The organism is Paenibacillus pasadenensis (assembly GCF_002864175.1).
GTDB classification, from domain to species: Bacteria; Bacillota; Bacilli; order Paenibacillales; family Paenibacillaceae; genus Paenibacillus_O; species Paenibacillus_O pasadenensis.
In genome coordinates this window covers 37881-55616 of the sequence record NZ_NFEZ01000004.1, presented here as the reverse complement: position 1 = coordinate 55616, position 17736 = coordinate 37881, and the positions used below count along the sequence as shown (strand labels likewise).

General features: G+C 63.5%; 15 protein-coding genes. All 15 read right to left on the bottom strand.

Annotated features, from left to right (window positions below; translation table 11 throughout):
* Positions 1-5: 5 nt before the first annotated feature.
* The 15 genes from hslO to B8V81_RS09825 all read right to left on the bottom strand — a co-directional run bounded on the left by hslO (position 6) and on the right by B8V81_RS09825 (position 17736).
* Entirely contained in the window at positions 6-908 is a 903-nt protein-coding gene (gene hslO / locus B8V81_RS09900) for an Hsp33 family molecular chaperone HslO (protein WP_101808289.1), read from the bottom strand.
* Between the two features lie 81 nt (positions 909-989).
* A complete protein-coding gene (locus B8V81_RS09895; protein WP_028598305.1) occupies positions 990-1757 on the bottom strand; it encodes a type III pantothenate kinase in 768 nt (255 codons plus the stop codon).
* A 3-nt stretch (positions 1758-1760) separates the two neighbouring features.
* Positions 1761-2657, bottom strand: coding sequence for a carboxylating nicotinate-nucleotide diphosphorylase (gene nadC / locus B8V81_RS09890; protein ID WP_240478984.1), 897 nt, complete (start codon positions 2655-2657; stop codon positions 1761-1763).
* Positions 2638-4263, bottom strand: a complete 1626-nt coding sequence (nadB, locus tag B8V81_RS09885; RefSeq protein WP_028598303.1) for an L-aspartate oxidase — start codon at positions 4261-4263, stop codon at positions 2638-2640. Before nadB ends, nadC begins: the two co-directional genes overlap by 20 nt.
* A 37-nt stretch (positions 4264-4300) precedes the next feature.
* Positions 4301-5239 carry a quinolinate synthase NadA gene (nadA, locus tag B8V81_RS09880; RefSeq protein ID WP_028598302.1) on the bottom strand — a complete coding sequence of 313 codons (939 nt, stop codon included), beginning with the start codon at positions 5237-5239 and terminating at the stop codon, positions 4301-4303.
* 280 nt (positions 5240-5519) lie between these two features.
* Positions 5520-6476 carry an ABC transporter permease gene (locus tag B8V81_RS09875; RefSeq protein WP_028598301.1) on the bottom strand — a complete coding sequence of 319 codons (957 nt, stop codon included), beginning with the start codon at positions 6474-6476 and terminating at the stop codon, positions 5520-5522.
* Positions 6477-7559, bottom strand: a complete 1083-nt coding sequence (locus B8V81_RS09870; RefSeq protein ID WP_244912747.1) for an ABC transporter permease — start codon at positions 7557-7559, stop codon at positions 6477-6479.
* Entirely contained in the window at positions 7560-9119 is a 1560-nt protein-coding gene (locus B8V81_RS09865) for an ABC transporter ATP-binding protein (protein WP_101808288.1), read from the bottom strand.
* 96 nt (positions 9120-9215) lie between these two features.
* Positions 9216-10283, bottom strand: a complete 1068-nt coding sequence (locus B8V81_RS09860) for a BMP family lipoprotein (RefSeq protein ID WP_101808287.1) — start codon at positions 10281-10283, stop codon at positions 9216-9218.
* A 355-nt stretch (positions 10284-10638) separates the two neighbouring features.
* Entirely contained in the window at positions 10639-12687 is a 2049-nt protein-coding gene (gene ftsH / locus B8V81_RS09850; protein WP_101808285.1) for an ATP-dependent zinc metalloprotease FtsH, read from the bottom strand.
* Positions 12688-12784: 97 nt separating this feature from the next.
* Positions 12785-13324, bottom strand: coding sequence for a hypoxanthine phosphoribosyltransferase (hpt, locus tag B8V81_RS09845; RefSeq protein ID WP_028598296.1), 540 nt, complete (start codon positions 13322-13324; stop codon positions 12785-12787).
* 54 nt (positions 13325-13378) lie between these two features.
* Positions 13379-14905: a tRNA lysidine(34) synthetase TilS gene (tilS, locus tag B8V81_RS09840; RefSeq protein ID WP_101808284.1), complete on the bottom strand. Its 1527-nt coding sequence runs from the start codon at positions 14903-14905 to the stop codon at positions 13379-13381.
* Between the two features lie 33 nt (positions 14906-14938).
* Positions 14939-15865 (bottom strand): protein kinase domain-containing protein, encoded by a 927-nt coding sequence (locus tag B8V81_RS09835; protein ID WP_101808283.1) that lies wholly within the window; start codon positions 15863-15865, stop codon positions 14939-14941.
* Positions 15849-16577 (bottom strand): vWA domain-containing protein, encoded by a 729-nt coding sequence (locus tag B8V81_RS09830; protein ID WP_028598294.1) that lies wholly within the window; start codon positions 16575-16577, stop codon positions 15849-15851. Before B8V81_RS09830 ends, B8V81_RS09835 begins: the two co-directional genes overlap by 17 nt.
* 124 nt (positions 16578-16701) lie before the next feature.
* Entirely contained in the window at positions 16702-17736 is a 1035-nt protein-coding gene (locus B8V81_RS09825; RefSeq protein ID WP_101808282.1) for an NADH:flavin oxidoreductase/NADH oxidase, read from the bottom strand.

Here is a 17736-nt window from a genome sequence, read left to right as displayed (position 1 = left end):
TCCCTCTATTTCCCGCTTCCCGAAGTCGCTTCCTGCAGCAGCCTCTCCAGCTTGGTGCGATCGAACACATACGCTTCATTGCAGAAATGACACTGAACCTCCGCCTCGCCGTCCTCCTCGATCAACTGGCGCAGCTCGGCCTCGCCGAGGCTGACGAGCGTCTGCTCCACGCGCTCCTCGCTGCACGGGCAGGCAAAGCCGACCGGCAGCGTCTCATGCACCGTCAGCTCGTCGCCGACGACCCAGCGCAGAATCTCTTCCGGCGTCTCGCCCTGGTCCAGCAGCGCCGTCACATGCGGCAGATGGCCGAGCGCATGCTCGAGACGGGTGATCTCCGCGTCGCTGAGGCCGGGCAGCAGCTGGATGATGAAGCCGCCGGCATGCAGCACGCTGCCGTCCACGTCCACGAGCACGCCGACGCCGACCGCCGAGGGCGTCTGCTCCGAGGAGGCGAAGTAATAGGTGAAATCCTCGCCGAGCTCCCCCGAGATGATCGGCACGCTGCCGCGGTACGGCTCCTTGAGCCCGAGATCCTTGGTCACATGCACATAGCCGGTCGTGCCGACGACGCCGGCGACATCCAGCTTGCCTTGCGCGTTCGGAGGCAGATGCGCCTGCGGGTTGTCGACGTAGCCGCGAACTTCGCCGCGGGCGTTGGCGTCGACGACGATCGCGCCGATCGGTCCGTCGCCCTTGACCTGCAGCGTCAGCTTCTCCTCGCCTTTGAGCATGATGCCCATCATCGCGCCGACGGCCGCCGTGCGGCCGAGCGCGGCCGATGCGGTCGGAAGCGTGCCGTGGCGGCGCTGCAGCTCGCGCGTAAGCTCCGTCGTGCGCGCGGCGAAGACGCGGATCTTGCCGCCCCACGCCGTCCCGCGCACCAGATAGTCCTTCGTCGTGTCGCTCATGCGATCCCTCCTGTCCGGATTCGTCCCGGTAAAATGAATCGGCGCCCCGTCCAAGCCGGACAGGGGCGTCGATGGATGAAGTCAGTCCTGATTGCGCTCGTAGATGAGGCGCAGCCCCTCGAGCGTCAGCAAATGGTCGACCCGCTCGATCGTCTCCGACTCCGCGGCGATCAGATCGGCGAGCCCGCCGGTTGCGACGACGCGGGGATGGTTGTCGAACTCCTTGCGGATGCGCCGCACGATGCCGTCGACCTGGCCCGCATAGCCGAAAATGATGCCCGCCTGCATCGAGGTGACCGGATTGCGGCCGATGACGCTGCGCGGCTTGACGAGCTCGATGCGCGGCAGCTTCGCCGCCTTTTGGTACAGCGCCTCGGTCGAGATGCCGATGCCGGGGACGATCGCTCCGCCAAGGTACGCTCCGCTCTCGTCGATGTAGTCGAACGTCGTCGCCGTACCGAAGTCGACGACGATGAGCGGGGCGCCGTACTTCTCTATGCCGGCGACGGAATTGACGATGCGGTCGGCGCCGACCTCGCGCGGATTCTCGTAGCGGATGTTCAGCCCGGTCTTGATGCCGGGGCCGATGACGAGCGGCGCATGCTTGAGATAGGTCGTGGACAGCTGCTCGAGCGTCCGCATGAGCGGCGGCACGACCGACGAGACGACGACGCCGCGGATCTCGTCCAGCGAGATGCCCGCATAGTGGAACAGGTTGTACACCATCATTCCGTATTCGTCGCTCGTCGCCGAGCGGTTCGTGCTCATCCGCCAGTGATGGAGCAGTTCGCTGCCGCGATAGATGCCGAGCACGATGTTCGTGTTGCCTACGTCAATGACGACGATCACCGCTTACGCCCTCCCTTTTTTGCCGCCGAGGTCGAGGCTGATGTCGAGCGAGCGGAACGAGTAGGTGAGCCCGCCGACGGAAATGACGTCCACGCCCGTCTCCGCGATGCCTCGCACCGTCTCCAGCGAGACCCCGCCGGACGCCTCGACGATGACATGAGGGGCGCGGCCGCGAATAAGGGCGACCGCCTCGCGCATGAGCTCCGGCTCCATATTGTCGAGCATGATGATGTCCGCTCCGCTGTCGAGCGCCTGGCCGACCTCGCCCAGCGATTCGGTCTCGACCTCGATCTTCATCGTATGGGGAATCGCCGCCCGCGCGGCCGCCACGGCCGCCTCGATGCCTCCGGCTCCCTTGATATGGTTGTCCTTGATCATGACGGCGTCGTACAGGCCGAACCGGTGGTTCGAGCCGCCCCCGACGCGCACCGCGTACTTCTCCAGGCGGCGATGGCCCGGCGTCGTCTTGCGCGTGTCGACGAGGCGCGTCGGAAGGCCGCCGAGCGCATCGATGAACTGCCTCGTCTTCGTCGCGATGCCGGACAGCCGCTGCATCAGGTTGAGCGCCAGGCGCTCACCCGTCAGGATGCTGTGCGTGCGGCCCGAGACCTCGGCGATGACCGTGCCCTTGGCTACGGCATCGCCGTCGCGTACGAGCGCGGTGAAGACGAGCTCCGGATCGACGACGCCGAACACCGCCTGCGCGACCGGCAGTCCGGCGACGATGCCGTCTTCCTTGACGTGGATGACAGCCTTCATCACGCTGTCCGCCGGAATCGTCGAGCGCGTCGTGATGTCGCCGGTGCCGATGTCCTCGGCCAGCCAGGCGCGGATGCTCTCGCGCAGTCCCGTATCGTATCCTTCCAAGCCGAGTCCGTGCTCAGCGGATCGCTGCATCATCGATCTTCTCCTCCGTCTGGCCCTGCACTCGATGCAGCACCGTATGCTTGCGCCAACGCCCGTCGTCCCGCTGCGGGAAGTCCACGCGGTAGTGCGCGCCGCGGCTTTCCTCGCGCGCCGCGGCGGATTCCGCCGTCAGCAAGGCGTTCGTCAGCAGATTGGCAAACTCGAAATCTTCGCGCTTCGTCATCTCCGTCGTGAAAAACGGCAGCTGCCGCTTCAGCTCGCCCAGTCCTTTGGCGAGACTGTCCGCGCTGCGGCGCAGGCCGATGTAGCGGACCATCACCTTCTGCAGCTTGAGCCGCTTCTCGACGACGGCCTGCCGCGACACGGCGTCATGGCCCGCGCGCTCCTCGCGCACGCGAACCTCGCCCTCCAGCGGAGGCAGCTCGTGGATGCGGTGGATGATGCGGCGGCCGAACACGATCGCCTCGGACAGCGAGTTGCTGGCCAGCCGGTTCGCGCCGTGCACGCCGGTCGAAGACACCTCGCCGCAGGCGAACAGGCGGCGGATGTTCGTTTCCCCGTTCAGATCGGTGCGTACGCCGCCCATCGTATAATGCGCGGCCGGAGCGACCGGGATCCAGTCCGTCGTCAGGTCGAGCCCGTACTGCAGGCAGGTCTCGTAGATCGTCGGGAAGCGATGGCGCACCATCTCCTCGGATTCATGCGTGACGTCGAGATAGACAAATGTCGCGCCGGTCTGCTCCAGCTCGCTGACGATCGCGTTGGCGACGACGTCGCGCGGCGCGAGCTCCAGCTGCGGGTGGTACCGCTCCATGAAGCGCTCTCCGTGGATGTTGCGCAGCACCGCTCCCTCGCCGCGCACCGCCTCGGAGATGAGGAAGCGCGGCGCGCCCGGATAACAGAGCGTCGTCGGGTGGAACTGGATGAACTCCATGTCCCGGATGTAGGCGCCGGCCCGGTAGGCCATCGCCACGCCGTCGCCGGTCGCCACCTCGGGATTGGTCGTATAGCGGTACATCTGCCCGGTGCCGCCGGTGCAAAGGATCGTCGCCTTGCCGCGCACGAACACCCGGCTTCCGTCCGGCTTCTGCACGAGCGCGCCGCAGCATTCGCCGTCCCGCGTGATGAGGTCGATCGCGAAATGGTCGTCCCATACCTCGATGTCCTCGTTCGCCAGCGCGCGCTCGGACAGCGCGCGCACGATCTCGTAGCCGGTCGCGTCGCCGTTGGCGTGCAGGATGCGGCGCTGGCTGTGCGCGCCTTCCTTGGTCAGGGCGAACTCGCCGTTCTCGCGGTCGAACTGCGTGCCCATGTTGATGAGCGTGCGGATGCCTTTCGGCCCTTCATGGACGAGCACCCCGACGGCGTCCTCGTCGCATAGCCCGGCTCCGGCGACGAGCGTATCCTGAAGATGGAACTCCGGCTTGTCCTCGTCGGAGATGACGGCCGCGATGCCGCCCTGGGCGTAGCGGGTATTGCTGTCGAGGAGCGATTTTTTGGTGATCATGAGCACCGAGCCGCGCTCGCTCGCCCGCAGGGCGGTGAAAAGGCCGGCGATGCCGGCCCCGATGACGATGACGTCCTTCTCGACGACAGGCAGGGCGTCCAGGTCGAGCTCCACCAGATATCTAGGAATCATAGGTCGGTTCTCCTCCGAACATGGGAGTAGCGCATGGCTACTTGACCAGCAGCATGCGCTCCAGGGACAGACGGGCTTTGTCGGCAACCTGCGGCGGCACGTAGATCTGCGGAGACATGTTCTCCAGGCAGCGCACGAGCTTCTTCAGGTTGTTGACCTTCATGTTCGGGCAGACGAGATACTTCGTGGCGAAATGGAACGTCTTGTCCGGGCTGTCCAGGCGAAGCTGGTAGCCGGTGCCGTCCTCGGTGCCGACGATGAATTCCTTGTTCGGCGATTCCTTGCAGTATTTGATGATCGCAGTCGTGCTGCCGACAAAATCTCCGAGCGCGACGACTTCCGGACGGCATTCGGGATGGACGACAAACTCCGCGTTCGGATATTTGGCCTTCATCTCCTCGACGTCCTTGACAGTCAGCATGTCATGCGTATTGCAGTAGCCTTCCCAGATGATCATCTTTTTGTCCGTCTTCTGCTGGACGTAGTGGCCGAGGTTTTTGTCCGGCACCCAGATGATCTCGTCGCCTTCGACCGAGTTGACGACCTTGACGGCGTTCGCCGACGTGCAGCAGATGTCGGTCTCCGCCTTGATTTCGGCCGAGGAGTTGATGTACGTGACGACCTTGGCGTTCGGATGCTGGGCCTTCAGTTTGCGGAGCCCGTCGACGTTGACCATGTCGGCCATCGGGCAGCCGGCGCGCTCGTCGGGAATGATGACCGTCTTGTTCGGAGCGAGAATCTTGGCGCTCTCCCCCATGAAGTGCACGCCGCAGAATACGATCGTGTCCGCATCCGTCTCAGCGGCCTTTTGGGCGAGCAAAAAGGAATCCCCCCGGAAATCGGCCACTTCCTGAATTTCGTCCCGCTGGTAATAGTGGGCGAGAATGATCGCGTTGCGCTCCTTCTTGAGCTGCAGCAGCCTCTCCCGCAATTCCCGGTTTTGCTCTGCCTTGCGTTCCAGAGCCAGTGCTTCCACGGCGCTTCCTCTCCTTCGGTCCATCGAGTCGCCAGCCGATTGTCACGCCGAGCCGACCCGTATAGTATGCGGCATTCGTCCCCGTCTCAATAGGGAACGGAAGCCGTTTCAAGCAAGTGAAATGATTCACATGTTACAAAGAAGTGACGAATCAGTACACCTAATTTACACTTCGCCGGGTACACTGTCAACCGACGGTTCAAGCGATTTCAAGACCATTTCCCAGGAAATTGAAACGGAAAGAAAAAAGCTCCCCGCAAGTGCGGGAAGCTGGGGAAAATCAGCGCTTGCTGGGATCGTAAGGCTCGCCGACTGCGGCCGGAGCCCGGCTCTTGCCTGCGGCGATCGCCAGCACGAGCAAAGTCAGCACGTACGGCAGCATGTACAGGAACTCGTTCGGAATCGACTTCGACCAGTCGAACAGGCCCGCCTGGAAGCGGAGCGCTTGCGTGAACCCGAAGAACAGCGCCGCTGCGGCCGCGCCGATCGGATGCCAGCGGCCGAAGATGACCGCCGCAATCGCGATGAAGCCTTGGCCGCTGATCGTCGTGTGCGAGAAGTCGTACGTCGTCGTCAGCGAGATCGTCGCGCCGCCGAGGCCGGAGAGCGCGCCGCTCAGCAGGACGCCGATGTAGCGGTACTTGGTGACGCTGATGCCGACCGTGTCGGCCGCGCCCGGATGCTCGCCGACCGAGCGCAGGCGCAGGCCGAAGCGCGTGCGGTAAAGCGCGTACCAGCTGACGAAGACGAGCAGGTAGCACAGGTACGTCGTCGGGTACGCCTTGAACAGCGCGTCGCCGATCAGCGGGATGTCCGACAGGAACGGCACGTTGTACTTGGTGAACGCGATGCCGGACAGGTTCTCCGTCTGGCCCGAGCCATTGAACAAGCTCTTGACGAGGTAGACCGTCAGGCCGAGCGCCAGGATGTTGATGACGACGCCGATGATGACCTGATTGGCCTTGAACGTGATCGTCGCGACCGCATGCAGCAGCGAGAACGCCGCTCCGAGCACGATCGACATCAGCACGCCGAACCAGGCCGACGCGCCGCCGAGGCCCCACTCATGGCCGTAATAGGTGAAGACGGCGGAGCTGAAGGCGCCGATGATCATGAGGCCCTCGAGGCCGATGTTGACGACGCCCGAGCGCTCCGAGAAGATGCCGCCGAGCGCGACCAGAATGAGAGCGGTCGAGAAGACCAGCGTCGTATTGAGCAGAAGACCGATTGTATCCATCTAGGCCGCCTCCTTCCTTTCTTCGCGCCGTTTGCGGAAGAACGGCTTGAGGAACCATTTGACGATGCCGTGGCTGGCGACGAAGAAGATGACCGCCCCGATGACGATGCGGATGATCTCGTTCGGTACGTCGGCCTCGAAGCTCATGCCGGTGGAGCCGTAGCTGAGGAAGCCGAACAGCAAGCCGCCGAAGATGATTCCGAACGGATTGTTGCCGCCGAGCAGCGAGACGGCGATGCCGTCGAAGCCGTAGCCTGGCAAGGCGTTCATGACCGCCATCGACTTGAACACGCCGAGCGATTCGAACGCGCCGCCCAGGCCGGCGAGCGCGCCGGAGATCATCATCGCCTTGACGATGCTGCCCTTGACGTTGATGCCGGCATAGTGGGCCGCGTCCGGATTGAAGCCGGAGGCGCGCAGCTCATAGCCTTGGCGGGTGCGCCACAGGATATAGTAGAAGACGAACGCGCACAGCACCGCGACCAGCGTGCCCCAATGGACGCGGGCGTTGTCGAGGATGCTGACGAGCCAGTCCATCGAGGCCGAAGCCGTCTCCTGGACGTCCTTGGAGCGGTTCTGTCCCGGCTCGACCATGACGACGCGCACCATGTAGTTGGCGAGGTAGTAGGCGATCCAGTTGAGCATGATCGTCGAGATGACCTCGTTGACGCCGCGCGAAGCCTTCAGCCAGCCGGCGATGCCGGCCCAGAGCGCGCCGGCGATGCCGCCGACGATGACGGCGAGCGGCATGTGGATGAACCACGGCAGGTCGAGGTTGATGCCGATCCACGTGGCGGCCGTCATGCCGGTGATGAACTGGCCCTCGGCGCCGATGTTGAACAGGCCGGCACGGAACGCGAAGGCGACCGCGAGACCGGTGAAGATGAGCGGCGTAACTTGGCGGATCGCTTCGCCGAAATCGTACTTCGAGCCGAAGATCTTGTTGAGCATCGCTCCGTACGCTTCCCACGGGTTGTAGCCGCCGAGCCACATGACGATGGCGCCGACGAGCAGGCCGAGCACGATCGCGACGAACGGCACATAGGTCTCCTGCTTGGTGAAGATCTTGTTGAACGCTTGCACTTAGCTTTCCCCCTGTCTAAGGGCGGTATCGGACGCGGCGCTGCCGAGGGCGTTGCCCGCCATCATGAGGCCGATCTGCTCTTCGTTTTTCTCGTCGGCATCCATCTGGCCCATGATGCGGCCCTCGTAGATGACGGCGAGACGGTCGGAGAGGCCGTACAGCTCCTCGAGCTCGAACGAGACGAGCAGCACCGCCTTACCGGCGTTGCGGGCTTCGATCAGCTGCTTGTGCACGAACTCGATCGCGCCGACATCAAGGCCGCGGGTCGGCTGCACGGCGATGATCAGCTCGGGATCGCGCGTCAGCTCGCGGGCGATGATCGCCTTCTGCTGATTGCCGCCGGACAGCGACCGCGCCTCCGTATGGATGCTCGACATGCGGACGTCGAATTCAGCCGCGAGCTTCGTCGCGTTTTCGTCCATCGCCTTGTAGTTCAAAATGCCGTTGCGCGTGTAGGGAGCCCGGTAATAATTGCCCAGGACCATGTTCTCGCTCACGGAGAAATCGAGCACGAGGCCGTGCTTGTGGCGATCCTCCGGGATATGCGAGACGCCTGCCTCGGTCACCTGGCGCACCGACGAGCCGAGCAGCTCCTGCCCGTGGATGCGAACCGAGCCGCCGCTAGCTTTGCGCATGCCGGTGATCGCCTCGACAAGCTGCGTCTGGCCGTTGCCGTCGACGCCTGCGATGCCATAGATCTCGCCGGCGCGGATCTGGAAGCTGACGTTATCGACGACTGCCTTGCCGTGCTCGCCTTGGACCGTAAGGCCGTTCACCTCGAGAATCGCCTTGCCCGGCTTGGACTTCTCTTTGTTCACTTGGAAGTTGACCGAGCGTCCGACCATCATTTCGGCCAGCTGGCGCTCGCTCGAGTCCTTGACCGCGACCGAGCCGACGACCTTGCCGCGGCGGATGACCGTGCATGTGTCGGCGATCGCCATGATCTCCTTGAGCTTATGGGTAATAAGGATGATCGACTTGCCCTCGCGAGCGAGGGCGCGCAGAATCTCGATCAGTTCCTCGATCTCCTGCACGGTCAGCACCGCCGTCGGCTCGTCGAAGATCAGGATGTCGGCGCCCCGGTACAGCGTCTTGAGAATCTCGACGCGCTGCTGCATGCCGACGGTGATGTCCTCGATGCGTACGTGCGGATCGACCTTCAGGCCGTACTGGTCCGACAGCTGGCGCACGCGTTCGCCCGCGCCCTTGATGTCGACCTTGATGCCCTTGGTCGGCTCGTTGCCGAGGATGATGTTCTCCGCGACCGTGAACGGCTTGACCAGCTTGAAGTGCTGATGGACCATCCCGATGCGCAGCTCGATGGCCTTGCCGGCGCCGTCGATGACGACCGGCTTGCCGTCGATCTCGATATGGCCCTCGTCCGGCTGGTACAGTCCGAACAGGATATTCATCAGCGTCGACTTGCCCGCTCCGTTCTCGCCGAGCAGCGCGTGGATTTCCCCTTTGCGCAGCTGGAGGCTGATGTTGTCATTCGCGACAATGCCCGGGAACCGCTTTGTAATCCCTTTCAACTCTGCCACGATAGGCTGCTGTCCCATGCCTCTCTCTCCTTTCCTTGCCCTCAAGCCCTTTACGCGAAAAAGAACAAGGCCGGCTCTGGGGCTGGCCTTGTCTGATTCCATTTGAACCCTGTCTTATTTCGCAGGAACGGTGATTTCTCCGTTCACGATTTTCGTCTCGTATTCCTTGACTTTAGCCATGATGTCTTCGGATACGTTCGGGTTGTTCTCCGGCAGGCCGACTGCGCCGTCCTTCAGCGTCAGCGTACGTGTCGTGCCGCCTTTGAAGTTGCCTTCGATCAGTTCCTGGGATACGATTTGCACCGCTTGGTCGACGCGCTTGACCATCGACGTCAGCGTGATGTCGTTGCCGAACTCGATCGATTGGTCTTTGTCGACGCCGATGACCCATACTTTTTCGCCTTTGGAGACGCGGTCTTTGGCTTCCGTGAAGACGCCGTTGCCGCTGCCGCCTGCAGCATGGTAGATGATGTCGTTGCCGTCGTTGTAGAGCGTCGCTGCGGATGCTTTGCCAAGGTCAGGCTTGGTGAAGTCGCCGACGTATTGGACCGTTACTTTGGCATCCGGGTTGACGGCTGCGACGCCTGCCACGAAGCCCGCTTCGAATTTCTTGATCAGATCGCCTTCTACGCCGCCGACGAAGCCGACTTTGTTCGTCTTGGTCGTCAGGCCTGCGACGACGCCGACGAGGAAGGAGCCTTCGTTCTCAGCGAACATGACGGATTCGACGTTAGGAGCGGTCACTTCGCTGTCGATGCTCGCCAGCTTCGCTTCCGGGTTTTGCGTCGCGACCGTCGTGATCGCTTTGTTCATCATGAAGCCGATGCCCCACGTCAGGTTGTAGCCTGCTTTGACCATCTGGTTCAGGTTCGGTTCGAAATCGCTCTCGCCCTTGCTCTCCAGATACTTGATCTCGGCGCCGGTGTCCTTTTCGAGCTGCTGCAGGCCTTCCCATGCGGATTGGTTGAACGATTTGTCGTTCACGCCGCCGCCGTCCGTAACCATGCCGATCTTGAAGTCCTTGCCGGCATCGCTGCCTGCGCCTGCATTTTCGGTGTTCGCTGCCGCGCCGCCATTGTTTGTCTCGGAGTTATTGCTCTTCGAGCCGCAGCCGCTAACGACGAGCATCAGTGCCAGAGCGGAAACGCTGAGTACATGGAACGGTTTGCTTGTCCATTTCATCTTTGTCTTTCTCCCCTGTTCTTCACCATAGGTTATTGGTTGGATATAGATAGTATAGCCTATATTCATCAAGAGTCAACGAGAAAATGTAACTAATCCTGACATAATGAAAGCCATTACAAAATAAAATTCCGAATATAATGTCGGTTCATGACAACATTTCGGATGATCATGCATATTGCAGCATAAATATCTAACATCAACGTTACATATTCGTGCGCAATGCATGGTTTGGCTTCCATCAAGTTGATCTCATTATTCCCTGACCCTCGCTTATTATACCCGAACGCCTTGAACAGAAGCAACAGCCCCCATGCACAAATGTGCATGGGGGCTGCGCCGAATAGTTCGATTGTCACGCCTTGTCTGTCGGGCCCGGCTCGCCGCCGGCGTCCGCATCGGCCGGCGCGGCATCGGAGCCTTCGCGGATGCCTTCGCCGCCTGGGGCATCGCCCGGCTCGCGGCCTTGAATGCGGACCTTGACGCTGCCGATGGAGTCGATCGTCGGCTCGCCGCCTGGCTCGGAGCCTTCGCCGCCCTCGCCGACGCCTACGCCGTTGCCTTCGACCGATCCGGTCTCCAGCAGGTTGCGGATCTGCTCGAGATCGAGCGTCTCCTGCTGCAGCAGCGTCTGTGCGATGAGGTGGACTTCCTTGCTCCGCTCGGTGAGCAGGTTTTTGGCCCGCTCGTAGCATTCGTTGATGAACGTCTGCATCTCCTGGTCGATCTCATAGGCGATCTTGTCGGAGTAGTTCTGCTCATGGCCGATGTCGCGGCCGAGGAACACCTGTCCCTGCGAGCTGCCGAACTGCATCGGGCCGAGCTTGTCGCTCATGCCGTATTCCATGACCATGCTGCGCACGATGCTCGTCGCCTGCTTGAAGTCGCTGTAGGCGCCGGTGCCGATCTCGCCGATGAACAGCTCCTCGGCGACGCGGCCGCCGAGCAGGCCGGTAATCTTGTCGAGCATCTCTTGCTTGGTGATCAGCATGCGGTCTTCCTTCGGCAGCATGATGACGTAGCCGCCGGCGCGTCCGCGCGGGATGATCGTCACTTTATGCACCATGTCGGCGTTCTCGAGGAAGTAGCCGATGATCGTATGGCCCGCCTCGTGGTAAGCGACGATCCGCTTCTCGCGGTCGCTGATGACGCGGCTTTTCTTCTCGGTGCCGACGATGACGCGGTCGACCGCCTCGTCGATCTCGATCATGGCGATGTCCTTCTTGTTGCGGCGCGCCGCAAGCAGCGCGGCCTCGTTGAGCAGGTTCTCCAGATCGGCGCCGGTGAAGCCGGTCGTCCGCTTGGCGACGACGTCGAGCTTGACGTCCTTGTTGAGCGGCTTGTTGCGGGCATGCACCTTGAGCACGGCCTCGCGGCCCTTGACGTCGGGACGGTCGACCGTGATTTGGCGGTCGAAGCGGCCCGGACGGAGCAGCGCCGGATCGAGGATGTCGGGACGGTTCGTCGCGGCGACGATGATGATGCCCTCGTTGGCGCCGAAGCCGTCCATCTCGACGAGCAGCTGGTTGAGCGTCTGCTCGCGCTCGTCGTGGCCGCCGCCAAGGCCGGCGCCGCGCTGGCGTCCGACGGCGTCGATCTCATCGATGAAGATGATGCACGGCGCGTTTTTCTTGGCGTTCTCGAACAGGTCGCGGACACGGGAAGCGCCGACGCCGACGAACATCTCGACGAAGTCGGAGCCCGAGATGCTGAAGAACGGCACGCCTGCTTCGCCGGCGACCGCGCGGGCAAGCAGCGTCTTGCCTGTGCCCGGAGGTCCGTTCAGCAGGACGCCCTTCGGAATGCGGGCGCCTACGGCGGCGAACTTGCGCGGATCCTTGAGGAATTCAACGACCTCGACGAGCTCCTGCTTCTCCTCGTCGGCGCCGGCGACGTCCTCGAACGTCACGCGCTTTTTCTCTTCATTATACAAACGAGCCTTGCTCTTGCCGAAGTTCATGACTTTCCCGCCGCCGCCTTGAGCCTGATTGATCAGGAAGAAGAACAGGATGAAGATGATCACGAACGGAATGATGGAGGTCAGGAACGTGAGCCAGATGCTTTGACCTTTCATCGGCTTGTAATCGTAGTCGAATCCGTTCTGCTTCGCGGCGTCGTCGATCTCTTTGGCCGCGAACTCCTCGGCACTCGTGTAGGTGTAGAACTTCAGTGATTCGCTTTCAGCCCCCGCTGGCGCTTTTCTGTATTCACCGGTCACCAGATACGTGTAACTGTCGAATTGCACGGTCAGCTTGCTGATGTTGTCCGCCTGGAGCTCCTGGCGGAATTCGCTGTAGAAGATCTTTTCGGTGTTATCGTCCTGACCGCTGATGAACTGCACAATTCCGACGGTTACCAGGAAAATAAGCAGGTAAAATCCAGTGTTCCGGATGATTCGATTCATCCCCTACCTCCTCTCAAGACGCTTCAAATATTTTACCATAGCCGCTCCGGCGATCTCAACAGAACCCAAGCGGGCTCAGAGCCTCGCGGACTCTAGCTTATTTGCGGTAGACTTCCGGCTTGAGGATGCCGATGTACGGCAGGTTGCGGTAGTACTCGGCATAGTCCAGTCCATAGCCTACGACAAAAGCATGAGGAAGGGTGAATCCGGTATAGTCGGCGTTGAGGTCGACCGAGCGTCCGGACGGCTTGTCGAACAGCGTGACGACCGTCACCGACTTCGCGTTGCGGCGCTCCAGCACGTCGATCAGATAGCTGAGCGTCAGGCCGCTGTCGATGATGTCCTCGACGATGAGCACGTCCCGGCCTTCGACGGAGACGTCGAGATCCTTGATGATCTTGACGACGCCGGAGGATTTGGTGGAGGCTCCGTAGCTGGAGACGGCCATGAAGTCCATTTCCAGCGGCACGCGTATTTCTTTAACCAGATCGGCCATGAAAATAAACGCGCCCTTGAGGACGCAGATGACGAGCGGATTGCGGCCCTCGAAGTCCCGGGTCAGAATCTCTCCGAGCTCCTTGACCTTGTCGCGGATCTCCTCTTCGCTGTGCAGAATTTCTTGAATGTCATTATGCAATGATGGTTCCTCCCGAATCGTCTAATCCTATTCTTATGAGCGGAATAAGTCCGGTTATTCGCCGGCGGGCTCACTCGAGCCGCCGGCCGGCCGGACCTCGGCGCGCAGCAGCAGCCGCGTGCCCTCGTCCGCGAGCGCATGGCTCGAGCGGCGGAGGCCCGGAATCCAAAGGATGCGTCCGCCGCCGTCGCACAGCAGCGGAAGGAAGGGCCTCCTGGAAGGAGGCAGCTTCCCGTCAACGAACATATCTTGCACCTTTTTGGTGCCGTTTAGTCCCAGCGGACGCATCCGGTCGCCGCTGCGCCGAGGACGGAGAAGCAGCGGGAGCTCCAGCTTGTCCCAATCAAAAAAAGCGGTCCGCGCGTCCGCGTCCGAAGCCGCGAAGCGCGCCGTACCGTCCCTCGTGTGGCGATGGGCGCTGAACCGGATCTCCAGCCCCGCCTCCGCGATCGTCCAGACGCCATCCGGCTCCGGGATCTCGACCGCGTAGGGCAGCGGCTCCTCGTCCGCGCGGCGGGTCCAGGCAAGCCGGCCGTATTCCCGTCGGAACCGCAGTCCTCTCGACAGGTCGACCCGCCAGCTCGCAGGCGTGCCGGACAGCGCGCCGACACGGATCCGCTCCACCTCGTCAAAGCTGGAGGGCGCCATTTCCAGAGCAAGATAATCTAATATTAGTTTAATCAATCTTCTTTGTAAAGCGACGTGGAGGGCCGCAAAAGCCGCGCCGGACATCGTCAAACCGCCTCTTTCGGACACGACGCTCGAGGCGAAAACCTCCTTGGTCCTGGCATCGAGGTAGTCCGACTCGGCCGACGCCGATTCGGCCGTCCGGCAGAGCGATTCGGCGAGCCGTCCGTTGAACTTCTCCAGATAGGGCATCGCCTCCAGCCGAATCGCATTGCGCGTGTAGTCGGCCGAGCGATTGCTGGCGTCCTCCTCGTACGGAACGCCATGCCGCTCGCAGTAGGCCAGCAGGTCCGGCTTATGTATACGCAGCAGGGGGCGGATCAGTTCCGCCTTTCCTTCCTGCCGCCGCAGCGGAATGCCGGACAGCCCTGCCGACGAGCTGCCGCGAAGCAGCCGCATGAGCACCGTCTCCGCCTGATCGTCCGCATGATGGGCGAGCGCGATGCGCGGCGCCCCCGCCCGCTCGGCGGCCTCCAGCAGGAAGCGGTAGCGCAGCCTCCGGGCTTCCGCCTGCTTGTTGCCTCCATGCTCCGCCAGATGCGCGGGCACGTCCAGCTCGGCCGTCTCGCAGGGCACGCCGAGCCGGGCGCAGAAGCCGCGCACCGTCTCGGCCTCGCGCGCGGAGGCTTGCGGGCGGAACCCGTGATCGGCATGCGCCGCGGCCACGGACACGCCGAGCTGCGGCGCCGCGGCATGCAGCGCATGCAGCAGCGCCATCGAGTCGGGCCCGCCGCTCACGGCGACGAGCACCGTGTCGCCCGGCTCCCAGAGCCGCTCGTCCGCGCCCATCCGCAGCAGCTCCCGATGCACGCGGTCCGGATCGCCGGCGCTTGCCGGCGGCCTCAGCGGCTCCCGGCGCGTACAGTCCGGCTGGCCGGAATCGGTTGATGCCATGACGCTTCCTCCTTGTCGTCGAATCCTCTCGCTCTAGCCGAGCCCGCCGCCCAGCCAGAACACCGAAGCCGCCAGCCCTGCGGCGGCGGCCAGAAACAGCGCTTTGGTCCACCAAGGCACCGGCTTCGCGGGACGGGAGACGCGGTGCATGACAGCTTTCCAGGCATGGGACGCCTCCGCCGCGTCGGCGAAGCCGCCCGCGAGCGCGCGCGCCAGCCAGCCGGAGAACGGCCGCAGCTGCGGCGCGTCCTGGGCGAGCTTCAGTACGTCGCCCGCGCTGCGGTTTTGCGGGAGCGTGCCTGAGGCGGCCCGATGCAGCTCCTTTTCGGCGAACAGCTGCACGCACAGCACCGTGAACGAGAACAGGTCGTATCCGGCATCCGAAGCGCGGGTGCCGGCGTTCCAATAGCCGCGATCGTAGATCTCGGTGAACTGGCGGATGCCCTTGCCGAAGGCGGTCACGCCGCCGTAATCGATCAGCTCGACGCGCCCGTACTCGGCCGCGAGCACGTTGTCGATCTTGAGATCGCCGAATGCCCAGCCGGAGGCATGAAGCTCGGCGAGCCGCAGCAGCAGATTGTATCCGGCCAGCGGGAACCATTCGTCGCCGCTCGCGGCCAGAAAAGCCGGCAGCTTGGCCCCGCGCACGTAGCGCATGACGTAGAACGGGTACTCCTTGCCGGAGACGAGCTTCAGGTCGTCCACGTCCAGCAGGTACGGGCTCGCCCCGCCGCCGCGCGGCTGCTGCTTCTCCAGCGCCTTGAGCACGTTGATCTCCGACTGCAGGTCCGCCGTGTCCATCCCGACCTTGAGCGCGAGCAGCCGGCCCTCTTGCTGGACCAGGTACACCTTGCCGTTGGCGCCTTCTCCGAGCATCCGCTCGACGCGGTACCGGCGGCGGCGCCACTTGCCCGTAATGACCATGCCCCGGTCCAGATCAAGCTTAGCCGACGTAGCCACTCCTCATCTCGTCCTCCTCGCCGCCCCTTCGCCGGTCGCCGGCGCTGTCGCGATAATACTGGATCACCTGGCGAAGCGCCGGTCCCGTCGGCGTCGTGCCCCGCATCTGCAGCTTGGGAAACAGCGCCTGCACGCCGCTCAGATCGCTCGTCCACTCGCGATCGAGCGCCGCGTCGTCGCCGTGCCGGTCGCCCGGGAAATGGAATACCGCCAGCTCGCTTTCGCCCTGCCGCGACTGCAGGCTCAGCATGAGGTCGCGGATCGCTTCCTCCACGGCGGCGATTTTGGGCTTCATGCTGGCGCTGGCGTCGATCAGCAGGGCGACGCGCAGCCGGCTCGTCTCGCCGAGCTCGTCGATGACGCGCACGACTTCCCCGCGCCGCTCCGGCGGCAGGTCCTCGAGCGCGCCGGTGCCGCCGAGCACCGACTTGAGCTCCTTCTGCACCGCCTGCTGGATCGTCTGCACGACCGTCTTGCGCGTCATCATCTGCACCGTCTGCGACAACTGCCGCGTGCTGACCATGCGGCTCATGCCGCCGCCCGCATGGGCGATCTCCTGGATCTCCTTGGCCCCGTACTCGCCGAGGTCGCCTCCGTCGAGCACGCCGACCACGTTCACCGTTATTCCTTCCGCAAAGGCTTCCGCCGACGCCACGACCGGATTCAGGCCGACGTTCGAGCAGCCGTCCGTAATGAGCAGAATCTGCTTCATCGCAATCCCTCCCGCTGATAGATTGAACTCTATCATTCAGTGTTGCCCCATCGGGAGAGATCTAGACCTGCGGCGCGGCGGATCGGGGCCAGCGGGAGCGCCCGGGCGGCCGTCCGGCCGGGCGCTACTTCAGCGGGTAGCCGCGCTTGTAGGCCGGCTGCTCGGTGCGCAGCCCCTCGGTCTTGAGAAGCGCGTCGACCGCCCAGTACGGATTCCGCAGCAACGCGCGCCCGATTCCGGCAAGATCGGCGTCGCCGCTTTGCACGACCGATTGCGCGAGCTCTGGCTCGTCCAGCATGCCGACCGCGATGACCGGGATGCCGGCCGCCTCGCGCACGGCGCGGGCCATCGGCACCTGGTAGCCCGGATAGTTGCCGGGCTGGCGCTTGCCGTTTGGCGGCGCCTCGCCGCCGCTCGACACATGCAGGATGTCGGCGCCGGCTTCCTTGTAGCGGCGGGCGATTTCCAGGCCGTAGTCGAGCTCGTAGCCGCCTTCGATGTATTCGGTCGCCGAGAAGCGCAGGATGAGCGGCATGTCCGCCGGCATGACCTCGCGCACAGCCGCGATCACCTCGCATCCGAAGCGGAGCTTGTCCTGGCCGTACTCGTCCGTGCGGCGGTTCAGCGACGGCGAATGGAACTGATGGATGAGGTAGCCGTGCGCTCCGTGCAGCTCGATCGTGTCGAAGCCGGCCTCGACCGCGCGCCGGGCCGCCTCGCGGAACAGGCCGACCTGACCGCGCACCTCCGCGGTCGTCAGCTCGCGCGGCGTCTTCCAGCCGGTCGGCTCGACCGGGATCGGCGAGCTGCTGACCGGCTGCTCGGCGTCGGTCGCCTTGCGCCCGGCATGGGCGATCTGCACGCCGACGCGCGCGCCGTAGCGCTGGCATTCCCGCACGATGCGGGCATAGGCCGGAATCTGCGCGTCGTCCCACAGGCCGAGGCAGCGGCTGGTGATGCGGCCGTCCGGCTCGACGTTGGTCATTTCCATGATGATGAGGCCGGTGCCGCCGACCGCGCGCGAGACATAATGGACGAAGTGCCAGTCGTTCGGCGTGCCGTCCTGCTCCTCGACGGAATATTGGCACATCGGCGCCATGACGATCCGGTTTTTCAGCTCCAGCCCTTTCAGGCGGAACGGTTCCGACAGCTTGGCCAT